The 14,007-nt window shown below is 67.0% G+C and carries 17 protein-coding genes; 16 read left to right on the forward strand and 1 reads right to left on the reverse strand.

What is annotated here, in order from left to right:
- The first annotated feature begins 51 nt into the window (after positions 1-51).
- The 16 genes from ACQPW1_RS00445 (at position 52) to ACQPW1_RS00520 (ending at position 13,422) form a co-directional block, all read left to right on the forward strand.
- Positions 52-873, forward strand: a complete 822-nt coding sequence (locus tag ACQPW1_RS00445) for a hypothetical protein (RefSeq protein ID WP_433660794.1) — start codon at positions 52-54, stop codon at positions 871-873.
- Positions 874-956: 83 nt separating this feature from the next.
- Positions 957-1,271 (forward strand): hypothetical protein, encoded by a 315-nt coding sequence (locus ACQPW1_RS00450; protein WP_433660795.1) that lies wholly within the window; start codon positions 957-959, stop codon positions 1,269-1,271.
- Positions 1,268-1,627, forward strand: coding sequence for a hypothetical protein (locus ACQPW1_RS00455; RefSeq protein ID WP_433660796.1), 360 nt, complete (start codon positions 1,268-1,270; stop codon positions 1,625-1,627). The genes ACQPW1_RS00450 and ACQPW1_RS00455 overlap by 4 nt, the downstream gene beginning before the upstream one ends.
- A 50-nt stretch (positions 1,628-1,677) precedes the next feature.
- Positions 1,678-2,016 (forward strand): hypothetical protein, encoded by a 339-nt coding sequence (locus ACQPW1_RS00460; RefSeq protein ID WP_433660797.1) that lies wholly within the window; start codon positions 1,678-1,680, stop codon positions 2,014-2,016.
- Complete coding sequence (locus ACQPW1_RS00465) at positions 2,013-5,408, forward strand: phage tail tape measure protein (protein WP_433660798.1); 3,396 nt, start codon at positions 2,013-2,015, stop codon at positions 5,406-5,408. The genes ACQPW1_RS00460 and ACQPW1_RS00465 overlap by 4 nt, the downstream gene beginning before the upstream one ends.
- A complete protein-coding gene (locus ACQPW1_RS00470; RefSeq protein ID WP_433660799.1) occupies positions 5,408-6,373 on the forward strand; it encodes a hypothetical protein in 966 nt (321 codons plus the stop codon). Before ACQPW1_RS00465 ends, ACQPW1_RS00470 begins: the two co-directional genes overlap by 1 nt.
- A 1-nt stretch (position 6,374) precedes the next feature.
- Positions 6,375-8,060: a phage tail protein gene (locus ACQPW1_RS00475; RefSeq protein ID WP_433660800.1), complete on the forward strand. Its 1,686-nt coding sequence runs from the start codon at positions 6,375-6,377 to the stop codon at positions 8,058-8,060.
- Between the two features lie 49 nt (positions 8,061-8,109).
- Positions 8,110-8,352 (forward strand): hypothetical protein, encoded by a 243-nt coding sequence (locus ACQPW1_RS00480; protein WP_433660801.1) that lies wholly within the window; start codon positions 8,110-8,112, stop codon positions 8,350-8,352.
- Entirely contained in the window at positions 8,352-9,005 is a 654-nt protein-coding gene (locus tag ACQPW1_RS00485; RefSeq protein ID WP_433660802.1) for a phage gene 29 protein family protein, read from the forward strand. The genes ACQPW1_RS00480 and ACQPW1_RS00485 overlap by 1 nt, the downstream gene beginning before the upstream one ends.
- Positions 9,005-10,345 carry a peptidoglycan DD-metalloendopeptidase family protein gene (locus ACQPW1_RS00490; protein ID WP_433660803.1) on the forward strand — a complete coding sequence of 447 codons (1,341 nt, stop codon included), beginning with the start codon at positions 9,005-9,007 and terminating at the stop codon, positions 10,343-10,345. Before ACQPW1_RS00485 ends, ACQPW1_RS00490 begins: the two co-directional genes overlap by 1 nt.
- Positions 10,345-10,617, forward strand: a complete 273-nt coding sequence (locus ACQPW1_RS00495) for a hypothetical protein (protein WP_433660804.1) — start codon at positions 10,345-10,347, stop codon at positions 10,615-10,617. Before ACQPW1_RS00490 ends, ACQPW1_RS00495 begins: the two co-directional genes overlap by 1 nt.
- Entirely contained in the window at positions 10,614-10,904 is a 291-nt protein-coding gene (locus ACQPW1_RS00500; RefSeq protein WP_433660805.1) for a hypothetical protein, read from the forward strand. The genes ACQPW1_RS00495 and ACQPW1_RS00500 overlap by 4 nt, the downstream gene beginning before the upstream one ends.
- Positions 10,905-11,732: a hypothetical protein gene (locus ACQPW1_RS00505; RefSeq protein ID WP_433660806.1), complete on the forward strand. Its 828-nt coding sequence runs from the start codon at positions 10,905-10,907 to the stop codon at positions 11,730-11,732. It abuts the gene before it with no gap.
- 19 nt (positions 11,733-11,751) lie between these two features.
- The gene (locus ACQPW1_RS00510) at positions 11,752-12,051 is read left to right on the forward strand and encodes an LtfC-like domain-containing protein (protein ID WP_433660807.1); all 300 of its coding nucleotides are present in this window, start codon (positions 11,752-11,754) and stop codon (positions 12,049-12,051) included.
- Between the two features lie 19 nt (positions 12,052-12,070).
- A complete protein-coding gene (locus ACQPW1_RS00515) occupies positions 12,071-12,412 on the forward strand; it encodes a phage tail fiber protein (RefSeq protein ID WP_433660808.1) in 342 nt (113 codons plus the stop codon).
- Positions 12,412-13,422, forward strand: coding sequence for a hypothetical protein (locus ACQPW1_RS00520; protein ID WP_433660809.1), 1,011 nt, complete (start codon positions 12,412-12,414; stop codon positions 13,420-13,422). The genes ACQPW1_RS00515 and ACQPW1_RS00520 overlap by 1 nt, the downstream gene beginning before the upstream one ends.
- Positions 13,423-13,487: 65 nt before the next feature.
- Here ACQPW1_RS00520 and ACQPW1_RS00525 read toward each other — a convergent pair whose 3' ends face one another.
- A complete protein-coding gene (locus tag ACQPW1_RS00525; protein WP_433660810.1) occupies positions 13,488-14,006 on the reverse strand; it encodes a hypothetical protein in 519 nt (172 codons plus the stop codon).
- Position 14,007: the final 1 nt, after the last annotated feature.

The raw sequence follows: 14,007 nt of genomic DNA on the forward strand, positions 1-14,007 counted from the left end.
AACCACGCACCCCGAGTAACCGCTCATCCTCACGAAAGGGGACGCATTGCCATGTCTTTGACCAGGAACCCGGACAAAGTCCAAATCTTCGCCGACGCGGCGGTGTTCGTCGGTAAGACCCTCACCCCTAACCGGCCCGCCACGATCACCGCCGATTTCGATGAAACCTGGGACAACGCAGGCATTTTGAGCGGTGACGACGGCATCAAAAACGCGCGCGAATGGGACGTCACCGAACATTTCGGCTGGGGAATCGGCTTGTACCGCAAGGGATTCAAGAATTTCAAAGAGAGCAGAGAATTCACCTGCCTCGAGTCGAACACAACCACACGCCGGATCGCGCACCCTGGCTCGACCGCGACGAACATCGTTGTGCCGCGCCCGGGGGTGTTCATGTTGGCGTTCGAGTTCACCAACGATTTGGGGCTCCCGGAAAGGTTGTACACCGCCCGCCCCGCTCAGTGCTGGATTCCCGACCTCGACCGCAACGAGAGCGACCCCACCAGTCACGAGGTCACGGCCGACATTTTCGCGCGTGGTGACGGCCTGCTCTACACGCGCCAGTACACCCCGATCCTCGAGCACCAGCTCATCACGATCACCGGCAGCCCGAGCGGTGGTGTGTTCAAGCTCAGCTACCTCGGCATCCCCACCGCCGACATCGCATACAACGCCGCCGCGACCGCTGTTCAGAGCGCGCTCGCCGCGCTGTCGAGCATCGGCAGCGGCAACGTGGCGGTGACCGGCACCGCCGGCGGTCCCTACTCGGTGACGCTGCAAGGCGCGCTCGCCGGACAGGAGAACGAGTTGCTCGTCGGCATCGCAACGGGGCTCACCCCGAGCGGTGGCGTGCAGGTCGCTGCGGCGCCGTAACAGACGCGGCGGGCTCGGAGTTCTGGCGTGGTTCGCCGCGCCCGCCGCCCTTCCCTCGACCACGCCAGCAAGGGAACCGCGCCATGTCCCTGCCCACCGAGGCCCAGATCCGCGACGCCGCCGCCCGGCTCGGCCACGCCGACGAACACGGCAACTACCCGCAACGGCTGCGCAGCAAGCTCGCCGCCGCCCTACAGCTCGCCGACCACGAGACCGCCGAGGCAGACCCGGCACCGGCAGACACGACCGCCGCCCAGCTTGCCCGCTTTGACGCCGAGCTGAAAGCCGCCGGAATCACCTGCCGCACAGCCCGCGTCGGCCTGGTCGTCGCAGCCGGTGAGCACCTGCTGAAAACCGTAGGGCTGCAACTACATCCACGAGAGGAAACCACGCCATGACCGCACCTCGTAAGACCGCCACCAAGCGCGCGACCCCGACCAAGCCCGCAGGGGTTCGTGAGCCCCAGGACCACAAGCGGCCCGCCGCGCAGCGCGAGGCCGAGGGCGTCGAGACCGTCGTCGTCGAGTGGGAGGGGCTCGAGTTCGAGATCGTCGCCGATCCGGACGAGTGGGATTTCTGGACCGTCCTTACCCCGTTGTCGGCGAACAACATTCCACAGGCGATTTTCGGGCTGCTCGGGCCGCGGCAAACGACCGTGCTGCAACGAGCTATGCCGCGCATGAAAGGCCCGCAGGCCCGCGACTTGTTCGACGCGATCTCCGACGCGGTCGGATTCGGTAGCACGGGAAACTGACCAGCCTGCTACGGCTGCTAGCCGAGCAGGCCGACGCCGTCGAGGCCGATTTGAGCAGGTTTCACCAGCTGCGCTACACCGACCGGTGGCGGTTCGACGCCCGCGGGCGGCGCCTGCTCACGTTGCGCGAGATCTGGGTGCGCATCCAAATCCTGCCCAACGACTCGGCGCTCGTGGTCAAGGGCAGTGGCGGCCCGCGCTGGAGCGTGACCGACTACCTACTCGCCGATGTCTACCGGGCACTGACCGGCCGTGCGCACGACGCGCGACCGAAAACCCGTACACAGCAACAGCTCACGGCCCAACGGCTGCGCGCCGAGCGCGCCGTGCACCGGCGCTTCGCAAAGCGTCGCCGCGCCAACGGATCCGGTGAGGGGGTGACCGAGTGAGCGATACAGCGCTTGCGTACACCACGCTGCAAGTCATCCCGTCCATGCGCGGCACCACCGGCGCGCTCGAGGGCGAGATCACGAACTCACTCGGCGCGGCCGGGCGCAGCGCGGGCCGAGCCGCGGGCGCGGGCATCGCGCGAGGACTGGCCGACGCGACGGCCGAGGTCCAACGCGCCTCGGCCGCGCTCGCGGCAGCACGCGACAAGGAAGCCGACGCGAACGGCAAACTCAGAGTCGCCGAGCTGAAACTCGAGGAGGTACGCCGACGCGGCAACGCGACCGCCTCACAGATCGCCGCCGCCGAGGAAGCCCTCGCCCGAGCCCAGCGTGCCGCCGACACCGCCGCCACTCGCCGCGCCCGCGCCGCCGATGAACTCGCTCAAGCCCGCGCACGGATGGCCAACGCGACCGACGAGGCCGCCGAGTCAGAGCAGCGATTCGGCGACCGCGTCGGCGGGCTGACGAGCCGACTCGGCCCGGCCACGAAACAAATGCTCGCCATGGGCGTGGCCGCCGCCGGTATCGGCTCGGCCATGGACCTGGCGAACGAGGCGATCGGACGCGAGAAGACCACCGACGTTCTCGCCGCGTCGCGGGGTGCCTCGCCGAAGTTGGCCGCCGAGTACGGCAAGACCACGGGACAGCTGTACGCGAAGGGATTCGGCGAGTCGTTCGGCGCGGTGAGCGAGGCAATCGGCGCGGTCAGCTCAGGTTTCGCGACGCTGGGATCCGAGGGCGAGGCATCACTCGAGACCGTGACCGGGCGCGCCCTGAATTTCGCCGAGGTCTTCGGGACCGAGGTTCCCGAGTCGGTACAGACCGCCTCGCAGCTGGTCACCAACGGACTGGCCAAGGACAGCACGCAAGCGTTCGATCTGATGACCGCCGCGTTCCAGCGTGTTCCGGTCGCGATGCGCGACGAGCTACCCGAGATCCTCAACGAGTACGGAATCAACTTCCGCGCCTTGGGATTCACCGGTCAGCAGTCGTTCGAGCTGCTCGTCAACGCCGCCCAGCAAGGCAAGTTCGTGCTCGACAAAACCGGGGATGCGTTGAAGGAGTTCACGATTCGCGGCTCGGACATGTCCAAGACCTCGGTCGACGCGTACACCGCGATCGGACTCTCAGCGACGGACATGTCGAACGCCATCGCGACCGGCGGCCCCGCCGCCCAAGACGCCCTACAGGCGACCGCGCGCGGGCTGCTCGGCATCGAGGACCCCGCGACCCGCGCGAACACCGCGATTGCCCTATTCGGCACACCGGTGGAAGACCTTTCGGTCGACCAGATTCCGGCGTTCCTCCAAGCCCTCTCGGGTGGCTCGGGTGCCATGGCTGGATTCGAGGGTGCCGCCGATCGAATGGGCGCCACGCTCGCCGACAACACCGCGTCCAAGCTCGAGGTACTCAAGCGAAGTATTCACGGGAGCCTGGTCGAGGGGCTCACCAAGGGCGCGGAATGGATCGAGAACAACAAGACCGCCGCTCTCGTGCTCGCCGGGGCGCTGGGCACCCTCGGCGCGGCACTGCTCGCCGCCAAGATCGCCGCCACCGGATACGCAGTGGCGCAAGGCATCATGGCCGCCGCGACTGGCGCGGGTACCGCTGCACTGGCAGGCAACTCGATCGCCCTGGGCGCGTACACCATCGCTACCGGCGTTATTCGCGGAGCCACGATGGCATGGGCGGCAGCGCAATGGTTGCTCAATGCCGCGCTGAGCCCGATCGGTCTGGTGATCATCGGTGTCACCGTGGCAGTAGCCGCGCTGGTCGCCGGGCTGATCTGGGCGTGGAACAACTCCGAGACCTTCCGCACAGTCGTCACGGCCGCTTGGGAGGGAATCAAGGCCGCAGCCCTGTTCGTGTGGGACAACGTTCTCAAGCCGTTCTTTTCCTGGTGGGTCGGCAACCTCCAGAAAGCCGGTGAGATCGCAAATTGGTTGTGGCAGAACGTCATACAACCAGGATTCGCCGCGATCGCCGCGGCCGTGTCCGGTGCCTGGTCGAATTTCATCAAGCCAGCGCTCGAGCTGTTCGGCGCGGCGCTCTCGCTCGTCGGCGAGAAGGCCGGACAGGCGAAAGACTGGGTGGTCGACCGGTTCGGCGACCTCGTCGCGTTCGTGACCGGACTGCCGGGCAAGCTCCGCTCGGCGGCGTCGGGCATGTGGGACGGGATCAAGGAAGCGTTCCGCGCGGCCGTGAACTTCATTATCCGCGCGTGGAACGGCCTCGAATTCAAGATTCCGGGTTTCAAGGTCGGCCCCGTCGGCTACGACGGATTCACCCTCGGCCTACCCGATATCCCCGAACTCGCCGGGGGCGGTGTTGCGCGCGGACCCGGCACGGGCACAAGCGATTCCATCCTCGCCAGGATCTCGAACGGCGAGTTCATCGAACCTGCCGACAAGGTCACCCCGGCGACGCTCCCCTTGCTGGAAGCGATCCGCGCCGGGTGGGTGCCCTCCCCCGAACTGCTGCACGCGCTGTTACCAGGATTCGCCGGGGGCGGCCTGGTCGAGGCGCAGAACTGGGCGCGCGGTAAGGCGGGTGCGCCGTATCAGTATGGGGGAGTTGGTGATCCGAGCTGGGATTGTTCGGGCTTGCAGTCGGACATTTACGCGATTCTGACCGGAAAGCCGCTCGGGGTGCGGCATTTCACCACCGAGACCGATTTCAGCGGGCTCGGCTTCTTGCCCGGTCTGGGTGGTCCTAGCGACTATTCGATCGGTGTCATGCGCGGCGGGGGCGGCCCGAATAGCCATATGGCGGGCACCATCGGTGACCTCAACGCCGAGAGCAGCTCCGAGGGTGTCGAGGTCGGGCCGGACGCGAAGGGCGCGGCCGACTTCCCGTTGAAGTGGCATCTACCGCTGTCCGGTGATCCCGGCGGCCTGCTCAATCCAGGCGGCGGCGCGGGCACGCCCGGCACCGGCGGCGGCACTTCCGCCGGCCTCGGCTCAGGGACCGGCGCGGGCGGCTCGTCGGCGGCCGGGACCGGTGGCAGCGCCTCGGATCCCGGCGGCAATACCGTGCGCGTTTGGGTGTCGAACTGGCCGGACAGCATCGGCATGGCGTCGCCGAGCAGTTCGACGCCGAGTAGCGCGAGCCCGGCGACTCCGGGGTTCGAGCCCGGCGGCGGTGCCGCGGATCAGTTCGACCAGCAAGGCGCGATCGACACCGCGCTCGGCAACGCCGGGAAGAACTTCGGCAAGGCGGGCGACGCGTTCGCCCGAGGCCAGCTGTCCGCGACCCCGTTCGGCGGCGCGGCCGAGGGCATCGAGAAGACCGTGAACAACGTCAACATCATCGTCAAGGACGTAGACGAGGCGATCAGTCGTTGGCGGCGCGAGCAGCAGCGCCAGGCCATGGCGGCAGGGAGCCGGTTCTAGTGGGTATATACGCCACTGTCGAGCTATTCGGTTGCGACGGTTCCTATTTCCAGCTGTCGGGGCCGGACGCCGGGAAGCAAGGCGTGGTACTCGGCACCTCGCCGACTGGCCTGTATGACGCCCCGGTCAAAGTGACCATGAAGCGCGGCGCGTTCGAGGTCGGCGGCAAACCGGCCAAGATCGACCGCCCGCACCGCGAGCTGATGCTCGGGCTCGGCGCGCTCGGTGACACTCCCGAGGAGTGGGCCGAGGTCGACAGTCGCTTGCGCATGGCGTTCGACTACGAGGTCGACGGGTGGGATCCAGGCGCCGGACCGGCGCGATTGTCGATTACCACGCCGCGCAGCGGTACCCGCTGGCTCGACGTGCTGCTACTCGAGAGCCCGATCATGGCAATGGATGTCGATCCGTGGGACTACGGGCACAGCCTGTTGCCGGTCACATTGGTTGCGCCACAACCGATGTGGCGCGAGGCCGACTGGACCGGCGACGCCGAGCACCCGGTCGGGTGGCAGCTCGAGGGCGCAGCGTCGGGCAGCGGAACGGTGTGGCTGTCGAATCCGACTGATCGGCCGATGGCGCACAGTTGGGTAATCACCGGCGACGGCGTCGTGCGACTGCCCGATTTCAGCTGGACAGGCGCGAAGGGTGAGCGTGTCCCCGGCATCGACTTCCGCACGGGCCGTGACGATTCCGGTCGCCTGCTGACCTTGCCGCCGATCGACGCGACCAACGGTCACGGCGCGGTCGCCCGTACCGACCGCATGAGGATCCCGCTCGAGGATTTCACCGGCACCAACATCACAGCCGAGATGGGCGGCAACAGGCTGCTTTACGTGGTGCCGCCCTACACCCGGCCCACCCCGGTACCGGTCGCGGCGCTCAGTGTGACCTCCCCTGTATTCGGGGTTCTCGCCAAGCAGCCGCGCTACTGGTCGCGCCCGTGGGGACTCGAGAGGTTCTGACATGGCCGTGATGGCAGCGGACACCCTCGCCGAGTGCGAGGCGATCTGGCAGGAGACCGAAAAGCGCGAGCGCCAGCGCCAGGCCCAGCGTCTCGAACCGCCCTCGACCACCGTCTACGACGGCGATTGGAACCTGCACGGTTGGATCGACAGCGAGTATTTGGGTGATTTCGAGTGGGTCGACAACGACACCGGCGCCGGTGTCGTCGAGCTGCCTTGGGATCACTATGTCGCGCAATGGATTTGGGATGAATGGGGCCGCCTCTCACGAGGCGAGAAGCGCAACGTTCACATCGTCGTCGAGTGCGCCAACGGTGCGCGATGGTCCGGACGGCTCGAATCCTGCGCACCGGACAAACGTGAGGACGGATCGAAAGTCCTTGTTGTGCAATGGCTTTCGGACTACGAGACGCTGAAATGGTATACGATCTGGGCCAACGCGGCCCTGCCGAGCATCCTGCAATTCCCCAGGGTCTTTTTGCTGGCGGGTGGCGCGCGCTGGTGCTTGCTCACGGCCTTGCACCTGCAAATCATGCGGGAGCAACAGAACTGGTGGTCACTGCCAGACGACCCGCTCAATCCCGCCTCGTGGGTGCCCGCCTCGGTGGCGAACTGGAGCGTGGTCGTCAAGCCGCACTCGTTCGTCGACGACCTCAACGACGGGATCTTGTGGTGCCTGCTGGCAAGCAGGTTCAAGAACTGGCACGACGTGGCGGCACCCATTTTGGAGGACGCCGAGCTGTCGGTCGTGTGGCGGCGCTACCTGCCTCACCTCGGCGACCCGCCGCCGATCCCCGGCCAGACCCTTCGGCCCGGCGCGCTGGTGATCGACATCGTCGACAAGTCCGGGTTCTACATCGGCACCTCCAACGGGGGAACGTTGTGGGACGGCCTGATTCGCACGATCGCCAAGTTCGCGTCCGACTTCATCGACACCACCCTCGACACCGCCGTCGATGTGGACGTGCCCGCCTACCGCGTCCCCGGCCTGCTACTGACCGACCGTCGACGCCCCTATGTGGTGTGGCTCGAGGGCGAAGAGACCGGCATCCAATCGTCCAAGCTCACGCGCTGGCCGTCCAAGGGCGTGCAAGTCGTCGTCGGCGGGCACAGCGCTTACGGCGTGAACGAGGCGATCTCAGCTTCGATTCAGCTCTCTTTTGATCTTCTGTCCGCTGCCCTATTCGTCCCTGCCGTTGGGGGCACGGTGGACCGGCTGCTATCCGTGCTCTACACCGACACCGTGCTCAGCTGGATGAACGTCAAATCCAATGCGAGAGCACAGCATTCGGGCTGGAGTCGCTATTTCGAGTACTTCCAGGATGGGGCCGATCGTGCCTTTACGCTCCAGTCGCTTCTAGTGCTGCGTGCGGGGTTCCAGGCGACTCGCGGGCGGTTCGCTGCCGAGGTAAACGTCAACGACGGATCGCCCTGGGTGATCGGCGACCAAGGCCGCGGGCATTGCTGGGTCGGCGATCGTGTGGGTTTCGGGATCCTCGGCGACCGCACCGGCCGTATCCATGTCGACCGGATCAAGTCGGTTCGGTTGCGCTACAGCGACACCGAGCCCATGTCCTGGATTCCCGTCATAGGTGACAACGCCCGCGACAAGGACCCCGCACAACGCGCACTCGAGCGCCTCAACGGTGCGTTGTCGGCACTGCACGACCTCGGCGTATTCGGTTAGCCGAGCACCAAACACCCACCACGCCAACCTCATCGGAGGCGAATTCGTCATGTCGAAACAGCAGCTCGTCTACTTTCAGGTACCCGAGACGCCCGGCCCGCGCTGTCGGCCGTTCTCGCCCCTGCGCTCCGCTGTCCTGCCGCGAGGTGCGGCGGCCCGTGTGCTCGTCGGCGCGGTCGCCCAGTTCGACGAGGTCGAGGACGACGAGATCGACGAGGCAACACAGGTGCCGGTGCGCTATCGCGGGCGCGTCATGGCCGCACCGCTGCACGCGATACGGCCGGTGCTGTGATGGCCGAACGGGCACCATTGCCGCGTCCGTGCAAGATCTGTGGCACCCGGCGCTGTCCGTGCGTGCACTGTCATCGCGAGTGCACGCTCGACCACGAACCGCGGCTACCGACCGGTGCGTTCCCCACGGTCGACAACTGCAATCCACATTGCCCGAGCGAGGCATTCGTTCCGTATCTCGTCGGCCTGCCGGGGATGCGTGGGGCGAGTATGGCGGTCCCGATCGCCGGTCTTCGGCAGTGGTCGCAACGGCTCTGGGATGGCGGCGCACGCCGGACCGAGCAGGCGGTCACCTGGTATTGGCCGCCCAAGGCGGGCGAGCTGAATCCGCTATTCGCCGCCGGTGAATGGAAAGACGAGCCACCGCCGGCGGATTGGACGACCGAGGTCGATATCGAAAAGCTCTCCGGCGCCATGCAAACCGAGCTGCAACGCCAGTTCGCCGAACGCGAGCAGGCCGCCGCGCCGCCACCGCAACGACCGCACGCCTACGTCACGCACATAACCCGGTTCGATCCGACCGAGCACAGCGTCGTCGAGACCCTCGCGCATCTGCGCACCGCGAGCCCGGACGAGATCGCCCGCGTGATCGGCATCGAGGCCGAACAGAGCAAACGCAAAGGGATCCTCAAACGCTTTCCGGAGGTGCGGTAATGCCCGAAAGATTCTGGCCACTCGGCGACGGCCGCGAGGTGACGAGCACGTTCGGGCCTCGGTGGGGCGAGATGCACTGGGGCGTCGATTTCGGCCGCGCCGGTGGTAGCGGCGGCCTGCCCGTCTACGCCGCACAGACCGGAACAGTCGTGATGTGCGGACCGGCAACGGGTTTCGGCATGTGGGTAGTCATCGACCACCCGACCGAGGCGGGCGGCGGCACCACCGTATACGGGCACGTCGTGCCCGAGGTGCTCGTCGGCGACCTCATCGTCGCGGGCCAACGCGTCGCCCACATCAACCCAGACGGCAACACGAACGGTGGGGTCGCCTCGCACCTGCATTTCGAGGTGCATCGCTCGGTGTGGGCGCCGCCTGGCCCGGATCGACTCGACCCGCTCGCGTGGCTGACCGGCGCCCGCGAACCGGAAACCCCGGCCGGTGGAGGTGAGGACATGCCAGAACCGACGACGACGTTCGGCGTCGATATCTCGAACCATCAAGGCGGACTCGATCTCTCGGCCGTATTCGGTGAGGGTTTCGAGTTCGTACTCGCCAAGGTCAGCGAGGGCGACTACTTCTGCGATCACGCCTGGCCCGGATTTCGCGACACCACCCTCGCCGCGGGCAAGGTGCTCGTCGGCTATCACTACGTGCGCGCCGACTGCGATATCGAGGCACAGGCCGCGCTGTTCGTCGACCACCTCGGCGACACCACGATTCCCGCGATGCTCGACCACGAGGCCAACTCCGGCGGCGTCGAGGTACTGCGAGCGGTGCGCGACGCCATCCAACGCCGCGGCGTCCGGTGCGCGCTGACCTACCTGCCGCGCTGGTACTGGGACCAAATCGGCCGCGCCGACCTGAGCGCGCTACCGCCGCTCATGAGTTCGCACTACGGCCCCAACCGCGCCGGTATCGCCTCACTGATCTACCCCGGGCCCGACGACATCGGGTGGCAGGGCTACGGCGGCCTACCGGTCGAGATCTTCCAGTTTTCCGAGCGCGGCGCGGTCGCCGGTCGCGCCATCGACGTGGACGCCTACCGAGGCACTCCCGACCAACTCAGAGCACTACTCACCGGAGGAGACACCGACATGACGCCCGACCAGGCACAGCAGCTCGCCGACGTGCACCGCGAACTGACACAGCGCTACCCGTCAAGGTCGCACTACCGCGACACCGACGAACCAGTCGACACCCTCGCCGGAATAGCGCTCAACACCGACGGGCGCGTGCACGAGGCGAGCGTCGACGTGCCCGCCGCGCTGGCACGGATCGAGGCGGCCCTCGACGAGCTACCGGTCAAGATCGCCGCCGCTATCCGCGAGGCGAAGTGATGAGCCGCGACCAGGCCACCGAGCAGCCCTCGCAGGTGCGCTACCCGTGGCGAGCCCTTGTCCGTACGGTGTTTCAGCTCGTCGTCGGTCTCGCGAGCGCCTTGCCGATCATTGTCTCGGCGTCCGGTCTACCGGCCACCGCCGCCGGGATCGGTACCGCGCTGGCGATCTCGGCGGCGATCACGCGGCTTATGGGCGTGCCCGCGGTCAATGCCGCGCTTGCCATCTGGGCGCCGTGGCTGGCCGCCGAGCCCGTCGGCGGTGGCCTATGACTTGGTTGAACGCCGAGTTCGTCCAGGCGTTCGGCGTCGCCGTCGCGACCGTTGTCGGGGCGTTCTCGGCGTGGCAGGCCAAACAGGTGCGCCAGCTGCGCGAGCGCGTCGACGCGCTCGAGGCGCAGATGGCCGAGGAACACCGCCGGTTCAAGGCCGCTGTGCGAGTGATCCGCGGGCTACTGCGCCATATCGAGGATCTCGTCGTGTTCATCTCCCGCCGGACCGGCGACCCGCCGCCGCCGAACCCGGTCAGTATCCCGGCCGAGCTCGAGGAGGAGATCTAGATGACTCAGCCGGACGGCGCGAATCCCAATGGCGCACACAACCCGACGAGGCCCGGGTCGTTCGAGGAGTGGCGAAACCTCACCGAGGCGAGCATCTACGACAAATCCAAGGCACCTATCGTCGGCGGCTCGGGCTCGGCCACCCGAGCACAGCAAGACATCGCGGCCACCGATCGCAACGTGATCCCGTCCGGCGCTGGCCTGTGGAACGCGTACGTCCGCAACGCCGACCCGACGTTTCCCCGAATCTTGCTGACGCCCACCGCGACAAGCACCGGTTCGGCAGGGTCGAGCGGGGGTGGCTCGCATTCGCACTCGATCACGTTCGACGACCCGCCCGACTACCAACCGGCCGGGCACGGCTCCAATTTCACGGAACTCGGGTTTATCGAGTGCAGCAAGGACCGCGCATACAGTCGAATCACTTTCGGCACCGGCAATTCGGTTACGGCCCTTGGCATCAACGCTATGTACGCCATGGTCTACCTGATGAGCGAGACCACCGGCGATCTCATCCTCAAGGCCGCCACCGGTGACATCAAAGACACGATCACCGCGACCAACCGCGAGTACACCCTCACCCTGCCCAGTACGTACGCCGCACTCAAAAGTGAGGTCTGGGCGGTCGGCCTGCTGCAAGTGACAGGGCTGGTGCAGACCTGCAAGTCGATCCTCGCGCGGTCGGTGTGGCCGATGACGCCGCCGCCCGGCGTGCGGCCGTATGCGCTCTACGCCTACGCGCCCGCGTCATCGACGCCGCTCACGTCGATCTCGTACTCCTCGCTCACTTTCGATGCCGGGTTCATCCCCTACTACGCACTGAGCTAACTGATTTGGAGGCACGGCCATGGGCATCGGATGGCGAACGATCCGCGACGACATCGAACTCACGCGAGGCGATTTCATCGCCTCGCGCACCAACCCCGGCGGCGCGCTCCTACCAGGGACGACCGCCGAAATCGTTTGGGCCACAGGACAAACCTGGCCTGCGACCATCGACGGCGCAACAGTGTCGTGGCGCATTGAATCAACCGCCGTTGCGGCCATCGCCGCAGGCACAGCGTTCGTCATGTGGATTCACTACCCAAACCAAATCACCTCCACCACAGACGATTACGAATGGATCAAGGGCGTAGCTCGCCGATGATCCGCAGACAGGAGAGATAATGTCGTCTACAGCTGCGGTCAAGAATTCCATGGCCGATCACTGGGCCAGCCTCGGCGCAAGCTACAGCCTGCACACCGGCGACCCCGGTGCGGGCGGCACCTCCAACGAGGCCACTGGCGGCGGTTATGCACGCCAGACAACCACCTGGGGCGCTGCGGTCGCGGGCACCGTGACCGGCACTCAGCTGGTATTCACCGTGCCCGCAGGCAGTTACACCCACATGTGCCGCTGGAACGGCGCGACCCTGTTGACGGTTCTCGACACCACAGACGCCGTCGTGTCGCCCGCCGGCGAGGTCAAGGTGACGCCGTCCTACACCTACAGCGGCACCGCCGACTGATGTCGTATCCGTGGCCCGGCCCCGACGCCCGGCCGATGGCGGCCCCTCGACCAGATTCCCGCGCAACGGCGTTCCCCGCACCGGAAGCCCGCGCGGTGAGGTTCCCGCCCGCACCCAAGTTCGCGGTTCTGCTGCTCGTGCCTGCTCTCGGCACCGGTACCGCGGGCGTGGTGGTGCTGTTGACTCCCTGGCGCAACGCCGCCGCCGTTGGTGCTGGCGTTGGCTCGGCCGCCGCCGCTGTAGCCGCCATGGTCGAGGCGAGAGCTACAGGCGCGGGCATTGCGGCAGGCGCTGTCATCAATACCGAAGTCGACGCCACCGCGAACGGAGCGGGCCGCGCGACCGCAGCACCGATTGTTTCCCTGCTTTTCGCGGCGAGTGCGGCCGGTAGCGCGGTCGCCGGAACCGTCGGCCGCCCGATCGCGGTCGTGCAAGCGTTTGCCACCTCGGCAGGTGCCGGTAGCGCCGCCATCGTGCCGGGGGTGCTGGTCGCGGCGCACGCGACCGGCATAGCCAGCGCAGTTGCTTCCGCCGTGCCTCGGGCGCTTGTGCTCGCGACGGCCGCCGGTGCCGGAACGGCAGGCGCAGCTGTGGTCGTGTTCCGGCCCTCGGGCATGACCAAGAGCGGCACACAGAACTGGGCCGTTGGCGGCGACGACTGGCTCGACCTCATCAGCTGGACACCTAACACCGGCACCTATCCCGGCTCGTCGATCTCCGCGAACCGCCTGGTCGTGCAGGGCACCAAGACCAACGCGGCGGTCTCGGCTAGCGTCGGATTCTCTGGGGCCGGGTTCGCCAGCGACCATCGAATACGCCTGGTCAACCAGAGCGGCGCTGTCCTCGTCACCGGTGCACCGGTGAGCGCGCAGGCGGGCACCTGCACAGCCTCGCTCACAGGGGTCAACCTCTCGGGAATCACCACGATCGGCGTGCAAATGTCCTGCCCCAATAGTTTCGGAAACGGCTCCGTATCCGCCGGTGCCGCAACATCTCTCACGATCACCTGATAAGGCAGCCAACCAAACAACAAGCGCCCCGGCCGAACGGCCGGGGCGCTTTGTCGTCTCTCGGCTCAGCCCGTAACCACCTGCCACCGTTCCAGCTCGGCCGCCGCCGAGGGCTGACCGTTCCACAGGTGGAGTTTGTAGTCGCCGTCCTTGATCTTCGCCTCATCCTTGAACGCCGGATCTTTGTCGGCGACGTACAGCGCGAACGTCCGCGAGCCGAGGTCGGTCGGCTTGAGCGCTGCGGCAATTTGTGTCGCGATCGGCCGCAACGCATCGGGGGTCTTGGAATCGGGCACACACAGATCGAGCGCCACACCGACAAGGCCCGGCTTGTCGCTTTGTGTGCTGACTCGACCGGTCACCACATGTACGCCGGGCGGCAACTGGAGACCGGCCGCGAACGCCGCGAGATCCGGATCGCTGATCGGCGACGACTTGTAGCAACCGGCTGCGGCAGGTGCCGCGCTCGCGGGCGCGGCGGCGGCCGAGGTCGGCGCGTCCTTGGTCTCGCTCGTGCTGTCCGTACTGCACCCGGCAAGCGCGATGGATGCGGCGGCAATGGTCAGTACTGCAACGGTTCTCATG

The organism is Nocardia sp. CA-128927, assembly GCF_050955855.1.
Lineage (GTDB): Bacteria > Actinomycetota > Actinomycetes > Mycobacteriales > Mycobacteriaceae > Nocardia.

Excerpts from the sequence above, each read along its gene's own strand:
- ACQPW1_RS00455 (WP_433660796.1), top strand. The coding sequence starts at position 1,268 with ATGACCGCACCTCGTAAGACCGCCACCAAGCGCGCGACCCCGACCAAG.
- ACQPW1_RS00515 (WP_433660808.1), top strand. The coding sequence starts at position 12,071 with ATGTCGTCTACAGCTGCGGTCAAGAATTCCATGGCCGATCACTGGGCC.
- ACQPW1_RS00525 (WP_433660810.1), bottom strand. The coding sequence starts at position 14,006 with ATGAGAACCGTTGCAGTACTGACCATTGCCGCCGCATCCATCGCGCTT.
- ACQPW1_RS00510 (WP_433660807.1), top strand. The coding sequence starts at position 11,752 with ATGGGCATCGGATGGCGAACGATCCGCGACGACATCGAACTCACGCGA.
- ACQPW1_RS00495 (WP_433660804.1), top strand. The coding sequence starts at position 10,345 with ATGAGCCGCGACCAGGCCACCGAGCAGCCCTCGCAGGTGCGCTACCCG.
- ACQPW1_RS00505 (WP_433660806.1), top strand. The coding sequence starts at position 10,905 with ATGACTCAGCCGGACGGCGCGAATCCCAATGGCGCACACAACCCGACG.
- ACQPW1_RS00445 (WP_433660794.1), top strand. The coding sequence starts at position 52 with ATGTCTTTGACCAGGAACCCGGACAAAGTCCAAATCTTCGCCGACGCG.
- ACQPW1_RS00490 (WP_433660803.1), top strand. The coding sequence starts at position 9,005 with ATGCCCGAAAGATTCTGGCCACTCGGCGACGGCCGCGAGGTGACGAGC.
- ACQPW1_RS00500 (WP_433660805.1), top strand. The coding sequence starts at position 10,614 with ATGACTTGGTTGAACGCCGAGTTCGTCCAGGCGTTCGGCGTCGCCGTC.
- ACQPW1_RS00450 (WP_433660795.1), top strand. The coding sequence starts at position 957 with ATGTCCCTGCCCACCGAGGCCCAGATCCGCGACGCCGCCGCCCGGCTC.
- ACQPW1_RS00480 (WP_433660801.1), top strand. The coding sequence starts at position 8,110 with ATGTCGAAACAGCAGCTCGTCTACTTTCAGGTACCCGAGACGCCCGGC.
- ACQPW1_RS00520 (WP_433660809.1), top strand. The coding sequence starts at position 12,412 with ATGTCGTATCCGTGGCCCGGCCCCGACGCCCGGCCGATGGCGGCCCCT.
- ACQPW1_RS00475 (WP_433660800.1), top strand. The coding sequence starts at position 6,375 with ATGGCCGTGATGGCAGCGGACACCCTCGCCGAGTGCGAGGCGATCTGG.
- ACQPW1_RS00485 (WP_433660802.1), top strand. The coding sequence starts at position 8,352 with ATGGCCGAACGGGCACCATTGCCGCGTCCGTGCAAGATCTGTGGCACC.